This window comes from Mesorhizobium sp. M7A.F.Ca.MR.362.00.0.0 (assembly GCF_004023175.1).
In the GTDB taxonomy this organism is placed as follows: domain Bacteria; phylum Pseudomonadota; class Alphaproteobacteria; order Rhizobiales; family Rhizobiaceae; genus Mesorhizobium.
In genome coordinates, this window is the sequence record NZ_RZTF01000361.1 from 1 (window position 1) to 6533 (window position 6533).

General features: G+C 63.8%; 9 protein-coding genes. 3 read left to right on the plus strand and 6 right to left on the minus strand.

The window, feature by feature from the left end; genetic code table 11:
• Positions 1 to 79 precede the first annotated feature (79 nt).
• From EOC06_RS29880 to EOC06_RS29890, 3 genes are read left to right on the plus strand one after another with little or no spacing between them, the layout of a single operon-like run.
• On the plus strand, positions 80 to 1219 hold the full coding sequence (locus tag EOC06_RS29880) for an ABC transporter permease (protein WP_128309486.1): 1140 nt from the start codon (positions 80 to 82) through the stop codon (positions 1217 to 1219).
• A 10-nt stretch (positions 1220 to 1229) separates the two neighbouring features.
• A complete protein-coding gene (locus tag EOC06_RS29885) occupies positions 1230 to 2897 on the plus strand; it encodes an ABC transporter ATP-binding protein (protein WP_128309487.1) in 1668 nt (555 codons plus the stop codon).
• 19 nt (positions 2898 to 2916) lie between these two features.
• Positions 2917 to 4290: an alpha-glucosidase/alpha-galactosidase gene (locus tag EOC06_RS29890; protein ID WP_128309488.1), complete on the plus strand. Its 1374-nt coding sequence runs from the start codon at positions 2917 to 2919 to the stop codon at positions 4288 to 4290.
• Positions 4291 to 4305: 15 nt separating this feature from the next.
• On the opposite strand, the gene yacG is transcribed toward EOC06_RS29890, so the two are convergent.
• The 6 genes from yacG to EOC06_RS45210 form a co-directional block, all read right to left on the minus strand.
• Positions 4306 to 4503: a DNA gyrase inhibitor YacG gene (yacG, locus tag EOC06_RS29895; RefSeq protein ID WP_127269085.1), complete on the minus strand. Its 198-nt coding sequence runs from the start codon at positions 4501 to 4503 to the stop codon at positions 4306 to 4308.
• Positions 4500 to 5129, minus strand: coding sequence for a Maf-like protein (locus EOC06_RS29900; RefSeq protein ID WP_128309489.1), 630 nt, complete (start codon positions 5127 to 5129; stop codon positions 4500 to 4502). The genes yacG and EOC06_RS29900 overlap by 4 nt, the downstream gene beginning before the upstream one ends.
• A gap of 21 nt (positions 5130 to 5150) precedes the next feature.
• Positions 5151 to 5369 (minus strand): translation initiation factor IF-1, encoded by a 219-nt coding sequence (infA, locus tag EOC06_RS29905; RefSeq protein ID WP_006200926.1) that lies wholly within the window; start codon positions 5367 to 5369, stop codon positions 5151 to 5153.
• A gap of 87 nt (positions 5370 to 5456) precedes the next feature.
• Positions 5457 to 5927 carry a low molecular weight phosphatase family protein gene (locus tag EOC06_RS29910; protein WP_081738604.1) on the minus strand — a complete coding sequence of 157 codons (471 nt, stop codon included), beginning with the start codon at positions 5925 to 5927 and terminating at the stop codon, positions 5457 to 5459.
• Positions 5915 to 6400, minus strand: coding sequence for a UPF0262 family protein (locus tag EOC06_RS29915; RefSeq protein ID WP_127271901.1), 486 nt, complete (start codon positions 6398 to 6400; stop codon positions 5915 to 5917). Before EOC06_RS29915 ends, EOC06_RS29910 begins: the two co-directional genes overlap by 13 nt.
• A 6-nt stretch (positions 6401 to 6406) precedes the next feature.
• A partial coding sequence (locus EOC06_RS45210; RefSeq protein ID WP_164898807.1) for a histidinol dehydrogenase occupies positions 6407 to 6533 on the minus strand: 127 nt, incomplete at its 5' end.

The window sequence follows — 6533 nt, forward strand, 5'->3', positions numbered from 1 at the left end:
CTGATCGTCGGCAACATCATCGCCGACATGCTGCTCGTCCTGCTCGATCCGCGCGTGCGCCAGTTCGGGGAGCGCTGAGATGCTGGCGCGCGATCCATCACCTCCACCGCTGCCGGCCGAAGGTCCCATCGTCGCCAAACCGGCGCGCGGTAACGAAAGCTATATCGCGCTTGTCTGGCGCCGGCTGAAGCGCTCCTGGACCGGCATGGCCGGGCTCTGGCTCGTCGTGCTGCTGCTGTTGATGGCCGTGTTCGCCGAGTTCATCGCGCCAATGGACCCGAAGGTCACGGATGTCGGCTTCGCTCCGCCGCAGGTGCCAAGCTTCCATGACGGAGACGGCGGTTTCACCGCACGGCCGAGGGTCTATGCGCTGGCCGATTCGGCGGACCTCGATCCGGTCACTTTCCAGCCCGTCGTCGGTCCCGACTACGACCATCCAAGGCTGCTTGGTTTCTTCGTGCATGGCGCGCCCTACAAGCTGTTCGGGCTGCTGCCGGCGGACCGGCATCTGTTCGGCTCGCTGGACGGCCAGCCGGTGCATTTCCTGGGCACCGACAAGTTCGGCCGTGACGTGCTGTCGCGCGCCATCCATGGCTCGCGCGTCTCGCTGATGATCGCGCTGACGGTCGTCTTCATCATCACCGTCATCGGCACCACCGTCGGCATGGTCTCCGGCTATTTTGGCGGCAGGTTCGATGTCTGGATGCAGCGCTTCGTCGAACTGGTGCTCGCCTTCCCGCAGCTGCCGCTCTATCTGGCGCTGACGACGCTGATCCCGGTCACCGCTCCCACCAACGTCTTCCTGGCTTTCGTCATCATCGTCATGTCGGCCTTGGGCTGGGCGCAGATGTCGCGCGAGGTGCGCGGCAAGACGCTGGCGCTGGCGCGGATCGAGTATGTGCGCGCCGCCATGGCGGTCGGCGCCACCGACCGACGCATCATCATGCAGCACATCTTCCCCAATGTGATGAGTCATGTGATCGTCGCCGTGACGCTGGCGATCCCGACCGTGGTGCTGCTCGAATCCTTCCTCGGTTTCCTCGGCTTCGCCGTCAAGCCGCCGCTGATCTCGTGGGGTCTGATGCTGCAGGACACCGCGACCTATTCCGTCATCGGCACCTATCCCTGGATCCTGTCGCCGGTCGGTTTCGTGCTCGTCACCGTCTTTGCCTTCAACGCGCTTGGCGACGGCCTGCGTGACGCCGTCGACCCTTATTAAGGTGCCTGCGATGTCCGTAGCGCTCGCCGAATCCTTCGCACCAACCGTCCGTCATGACTATGACGAACGCCAGGGCCAGCCCATCGTCGATGCCCGCAACGTCGCCGTGGCCTTCAAGGTCGAGCATGGCGTCGTCGACGCGGTCAAGGACATCTCGTTTCAGCTCTATCGCGGCGAGACGATCGCCATCGTCGGCGAATCCGGTTCGGGCAAGTCGGTGACGGCGCGCACCGTCATGGGCCTTCTGTCGCGGCGCGCCACCGTGTCCCCCGGATCGAGCGTCTGCTATGACGGGCAAAACATCCTGAAATTTCCCGAGAGCGCCCGGCGCAAGCTGCGCGGCAACCGCATCTCGATGATCTTCCAGGAGCCGATGAGCTCGCTCAACCCGATCTATACGGTCGGCAGCCAGATCGTCGAGGCGATCCGGGTGCATCGCAAAGTCAGCCGCAAGCAGGCCTGGGCGCGCGCACTGGAACTTCTGCAGCATGTGCAGATTCCCGATCCCGCCGCGCGGCTCAAGCAATACCCGCACCAGCTATCGGGCGGGCAACGTCAGCGGGTGATGATCGCCATGGCGCTGGCCAACAATCCCGATGTGCTGATCGCCGATGAGCCGACCACAGCGCTCGATGTCACCGTCCAGGCGCAGATCCTGAACCTGATCCGCAGCCTGCAGAAAGAGCTGCGCATGGCGGTGATCCTGATCACCCACGACCTGACCGTGGTGCGCCAGTTCTCCGACTACGTCTATGTCATGCAGCATGGCGAAATGTGCGAGCACAACGTCACCGAACGGCTGTTCGCCAACCCACGGCATCCCTATACGAAGCGGCTGCTGGCTTCCGAGCCGCATGGGCAGCCGAAGCCGCTGCCGGAGGGCTGCGGCACCATCCTGGAGGCGAGCGGCGTGGGCGTCTCATTCATGCTGCGCCACGGCACCTTCCTGAAACCGGACTGGCGAGAGTTGGTCGCTGTCGACGATCTCGGCCTGAAACTCTGTCGCCATGAGACGCTGGGGCTGGTCGGCGAATCCGGCTCCGGCAAGACCACCTTCGGCCAGGCCTTGCTCCGGTTGATCGACGCCAAGCGCGGCGAGATCCATTTCGACGGCAAGCCGATCCATGGCCTATCGCGTGCCGAGATGCGGCCGCTGCGCTCGCGCATGCAGATCGTCTTCCAGGATCCGTTCTCCTCGCTCAACCCGCGCATGACGATCGGCCAGATCATCGAGGAAGGGCTGATCGTCAACAGCATAGGGGCGACGCGGCGCGAGCGGGTCGAACGGGTGCGCGACGCGCTGGTCAGCGCCGGCATGCCGGGCGATATACTGTCGCGGTTTCCGCATGAATTCTCCGGCGGCCAGCGGCAGCGCATCGCCATCGCCCGCGCCATAGCGCTCGAACCCGAATTCATCCTGCTCGACGAGCCGACATCGGCGCTCGACCTCTCCGTCCAGGCGCAGATCATCGACCTCCTGCGCAAGCTGCAGGACGAGCGCGGCCTCAGCTACCTCTTCATCTCGCACGACCTCAAGGTGGTGCGCGCCCTGTGCCACCGCGTGATCGTCATGCAGAACGGCAAGATCGTCGAGCAGGGTCCCGTCGACGACGTCCTGTCCAATCCCAAGACCGCCTACACCGAACGGCTCGTCAGGGCCGCTTTCGACGTGGCCTGAAAATGTGCCGGAGGTTAGCATGACAAGAAATCCCAAGATCACGTTCATCGGGGCCGGCTCGACGGTGTTCATGAAGAACATTGTCGGCGACGTGCTGCAGCGGCCGTCGCTTTCGGGCGCGACGATCGCGCTGATGGACATCAATCCGCAGCGGCTGGAAGAGAGCGCCATCGTCGTCAACAAGCTGATCGCGACGCTCGGCGTCAAGGCGAAGACCGAGACCCATTCGGACCAGCGCAAGGCACTGGCCGACGCCGATTTCGTCGTCGTCGCCTTCCAGATCGGCGGCTATGAGCCCTGCACGGTCACCGACTTCGAGGTGCCGAAGAAATACGGCCTGCGCCAGACGATCGCCGACACGCTGGGCGTCGGCGGCATCATGCGGGGCCTCCGGACCGTGCCGCATCTGTGGAAGGTGTGTGAAGATATGCTCGCCGTCTGCCCGCAGGCGATCATGCTGCAATATGTCAACCCGATGGCGATCAACACCTGGGCGATATCGGAGAAATATCCCGACATCAGGCAGGTCGGCCTCTGCCATTCGGTGCAGGGCACGGCGATGGAGCTGGCTGAAGACCTCGACATTCCCTACGAAGAAATCCGCTATCGCTCGGCCGGCATCAACCACATGGCGTTCTACCTGAAGTTCGAGCATCGCCAGCCGGACGGTTCCTACCGCAACCTCTACCCAGATCTCGTGCGCGCCTATCGCGAAGGCCGCGCGCCCAAGCCCGGCTGGAACCCGCGCTGCCCCAACAAGGTGCGCTACGAGATGCTGACCCGGCTCGGCTATTTCGTCACCGAGAGCTCGGAACATTTCGCCGAATACACGCCCTATTTCATCAAGGAAGGGCGCCCCGACCTGATCGAGAAGTACGGCATCCCGCTGGATGAGTATCCCAAGCGCTGCATCGAACAGATCGAGCGCTGGAAGGGACAGGCTGAGGCCTATCGCTCGGCCGATCGCATCGAAGTCGAGCAGTCCAAGGAATATGCCTCGTCGATCATGAATTCGGTCTGGACCGGCGAGCCGTCAGTGATCTACGGCAATGTCCGCAACAATGGCTGCATCACCTCGCTGCCCCGCGATTGTGCCGCCGAAGTGCCGTGCCTGGTCGATGCCTCCGGCATCCAGCCGACCTATATCGGCGAGCTGCCGCCGCAATTGACCGCGCTGATGCGCACCAACATCAACGTGCAGGAACTGACGGTGCGGGCGCTGATGACGGAAAACCGCGAGCACATCTATCATGCGGCGATGATGGACCCGCACACATCAGCCGAACTCGATCTCGACCAGATCTGGTCCCTGGTCGATGATCTCCTGGCCGCCCACGGTGACTGGCTGCCTGCCTGGGCGCGGACGAAACGCAAGAGCGAGGCCGCCGCCTGATCGGCGGCGCCCGGCTCATTTCGAATCGTCGGGGTCCGTTTCTTCCTCGTCGTCGCGAGCCTTGATGACGTAAGCGCCCTTCAGCCAGCGATTGAGGTCGATGTCCTTGCAGCGCGTCGAGCAGAACGGGAAGGTGTCGCGCGCCGAGGGCTTGCCGCATTCGGGGCAGGGGCGCTTCGGGCGCAAGGGCGTGACTTTGGGATCGGAATTCACAGCCGGGGTCCCGCCAGCCAGCCGCCATGCACCTTGAAGCCCTCGCCGCTCAACAGCGCGACGGTCTCATAGAGCGGCAGGCCAACGATATTGGTGTAGGAGCCGACCAGCTTGACGACGAAGGCGCCGGCGAGGCCCTGGACGGCGTAACCACCCGCTTTGCCGCGCCATTCGCCCGAGGCGACATAGGCGTCAATCTCTTCGCGCGGCAGCCGCTTGAAACGCACCCGCGTCTCGACCAGCCGTTGGCGCAGCTTGCCACCCGGGGTGATCAGGCAGATGCCGGAATAGACCCGGTGCGAACGGCCCGACAACAGCCCGAGGCAGTTGGCGGCGTCGTCGAGGGTTTCCGCCTTGGGCAGGATGCGCCGTCCGACGGCAACCACCGTGTCGGCGGCCAGCACGAAACCCGGCGCGTAGTCGGCTTCGGTCTGCAGCGAGGCGAACGCCTTTTCGGCCTTTTCCCTCGACAGCCGCTTGGCCAGCGAGCGCGGATGCTCGGCACGCAACGGCATTTCGTCGACATCGGCCGGCAGCACGCGGTCCGGCTCGATGCCGGCCTGCTGCAAGAGCTCGATCCGGCGCGGCGAACCCGAGGCAAGCACCAGCTTCTGCAAAATGCTCATCGCGGACCAGTCGGGCTTTGCTTACTTGAAACGATAGGTGATGCGGCCCTTGGTCAGGTCGTATGGCGTCATCTCGACCAGAACCTTGTCGCCGGTCAGCACGCGGATGCGGTTCTTGCGCATGCGGCCGGCCGTATGGGCGATGATTTCGTGTTCGTTTTCGAGCTTTACCCGGAACATCGCGTTCGGCAACAATTCCGTCACGACACCCGGAAACTCGAGGACTTCTTCCTTCGGCATTCGATACCTTTGCTTGGATGGTAGTTCCAGCACCCTGGCCGGAATTTCGGCGGAACCTATATGATAATCGTCCGCTTGTGAACACGCTTAATCCGTCGCGTTTTTTGCTCCTGGAAGCAGAAAACGTCGGCCTATGCGCACCTTCAGCCGCTCGCGCACGTCGCGATAACTAGCCATGATCTGTTCGCGGGTACCGCTGGCGTCGGTCGGGTCCGGCGTCGGCCAGTATTCGACCTCGACAGCGAGCGAGCGGGTGAGTTCAAGTGCGGCGTGGTGCGCTTCCGGCGCCAGCGTGACGATGAGGTCGAAATAGTCGTCCTCGAGATCGTCCATCGTCCTTGGGTGACGCTCGCCCAGCGTGAGACCGTCTTCGGCAAGCACCGCATCGACGAATGGATCGCGCTCGCCGGCGCGAACGCCTGCCGAAGCGACAAAGACGGTGGCCGGCAGCATGCGGCGCGCCAGTTGCTCTGCCATTGGCGAGCGCACGGCATTCATGCCGCACAGGAACAGGATCGAACGGGGCAGGGCGCCGGGTGCCAGGGCTAGCCCCGCCAGTGCAGTACGCAGACCAGCGTGAACAGCCGGCGCGCCGTATCGAAGTCGATGTCGATCTTGCCGGACAGCCGGTCCATCAGCGTCTGCGAACCTTCATTGTGCAGGCCGCGGCGGCCCATGTCGATCGCCTCGATGTGGCTCGGCGTCGAGGAACGGATGGCGTCGTAGTAGCTTTCGCAGATCATATAATAGTCCTTGACGATGCGCCTGAGCGGCGTCAGCGACAGGATATGGGTGACGACGGCGGTGCCATCCTCGCGCGCCACGGCAAACACCAGGCGCTGCTCGGCCAGCGACAGTTTCAGCCGGTAAGGGCCGTCGCCGCTGTCACTGACGGGCTGAAAACTGTTCTCCTCGATCAGGTCGAAGATCGCCACCGCGCGTTCATGCTCGACATCGGGTGTCGACCGGCCGATCGATTCATCGAGTTCGACATCGATCAGCCTGGCGCGGGTTTGATCGGGGCCAGACATCGCCGCCTACATGTTCAACCGTATGGCGACGGAGCGTCCATGCGCGTCAAGGCCTTCCGCCTTGGCCAGCGCAATCGCCGCCGGCGCCAAGATCCGCAACTGTTCCGGTCCAAGCTTGAGGATCGACGTGCGC